This window comes from uncultured Endozoicomonas sp. (assembly GCF_947495845.1).
Lineage (GTDB): Bacteria > Pseudomonadota > Gammaproteobacteria > Pseudomonadales > Endozoicomonadaceae > Endozoicomonas.
In genome coordinates this window covers 1-1,590 of record NZ_CANMAO010000078.1, presented here as the reverse complement: position 1 = coordinate 1,590, position 1,590 = coordinate 1, and the positions used below count along the sequence as shown (strand labels likewise).

Below are 1,590 nucleotides of genomic sequence, written 5' to 3'. Positions count from 1 at the left end.
GTATTTTGACATGTATGCGATGTTATCTACAGACCTTGAGGCCTGTGGTTGTGCGGGGTTTCATGATTTTTCCCTGGGAGGTGAAAGGTACTGCGCCGAGTTTGGCGAAATATGAAGTAGAGGTTTGAGAAATTCCATATTTCTCTGTTTACGTTCACTTTGCTAAAGCATCAGTATTAGTATCTATATGCAGAAGGCAATTGTCCTGAGAAAATTTTACTCTCAGTGGGTACCGTTCGCCCGGGTCTTGGTGAAATTGGTTGCCAATGCTAAAACTGAAGAGAAGCGTTGCTTGAGGAGAAGAACGGAAGGTCTGGTTTCCCGATACCCCAAAATAGGACCACGGGAAAATACCACAAGGGAGGATTTGTCTATGGATAAATCAAATGTGGATACAGGCTGTGTGTCAGGTCAAATAAAAGCAATCATCAGTGTATATAGAGAGTTAAAGCAAGATATGCCCATATGGGCAGCACTACTTATAGCCTTCTTGATCGTCACACTCTTAAGCGTAACGAATACATTATTAGATTTTATATTTTTAACTTGATACAGGAGGCGGGCACGAGCTCGCTTCCAACTTAATATCGACTTTGAAGATATAACTTCCTGAAAAGTTGTTTTTTCTGTGAGCACTCGAATTCTGATCTATGGCCAGAACAAGCACAGCAATTGCAGTGGAGTGGTCTAACAACTACCTTGAATAAATTTTCAATCAGAGCAAAAAATATAACGGATTTAGAGAATTAGTATGAAAAGAGTATTAGCCTTGCTCGGATGTTTGATTTTTACATCTCCGATATTTGCTGGAACACCTCAGTTAAAGCCACAACATGAATATAAAAAAGATTCACAGCAACTGTGTTCCGAGGAATGGACAAAAAGAGGTGCGCTAGATCTCAAAATGTATAATCATTGCATGAGAGGCCAAGATAGGGGTTATGACAGAGTTAAAGAAATACATGTTTACGCTGATCAACAGTTTTATACTGAGACCGCATATCCTTACTGTGTGAAACAGTGGAGTAAACGTGGAACAGTTGACATTCGAATGTTAGCTAGCTGCCTTGAAAAAGAAGTTGAAGGGTTTAAAGATGTAATTTATTACCGAGAAAATTATGATGAGAATCAGGTCAATGATCTAGTTAAACGAGCCTTATCTAAGTATGGCTCATGGAATTCGGTTGCGTACAGACTCAAAAAAGAATTTAGATAGCAGCACTCACTCCATGTTAAACAATGGAACTGCATTTGATGAAAGTCGATTCTCCGGGAAGGCTCATATGTGTTATGTGCCTTACTTTGATATGAATAAGTAACGATCCGATCTGACACTCCCTCTTTATCTGAAGAGGGTTACCGGTTTAAGTTTAAAGTACCACCAATAAACAAAACCAAAGGTAACCCTCAATGAACCAGAATAACCATCCTGCTATTAAACACAAGCTTGGCCTCTTGGAACTGGCTGATCAATTAAAGAATGTATCCCGTGCCTGCAAAGTCATGGGTGTATCACGGAAAAATCATGAAACCCCGCACCCTGCAAGCACCTCAGACAGATATCGAGTGCTCATAGCGGCTTTTTTTTGC

Annotated in this window: 3 protein-coding genes; all 3 read left to right on the top strand. The window is 40.1% G+C overall.

The annotated features are described in order from the left end of the window. Nucleotides 1-373 precede the first annotated feature (373 nt). Nucleotides 374-550, top strand: coding sequence for a hypothetical protein (locus Q1B11_RS20135; RefSeq protein WP_299735791.1), 177 nt, complete (start codon nucleotides 374-376; stop codon nucleotides 548-550). Between the two features lie 201 nt (nucleotides 551-751). After that, nucleotides 752-1,216: a hypothetical protein gene (locus Q1B11_RS20130; RefSeq protein ID WP_299735789.1), complete on the top strand. Its 465-nt coding sequence runs from the start codon at nucleotides 752-754 to the stop codon at nucleotides 1,214-1,216. Between the two features lie 194 nt (nucleotides 1,217-1,410). Continuing rightward, nucleotides 1,411-1,590: helix-turn-helix domain-containing protein (locus Q1B11_RS20125; protein ID WP_299735787.1), on the top strand; the 180-nt coding region annotated here is incomplete at its 3' end.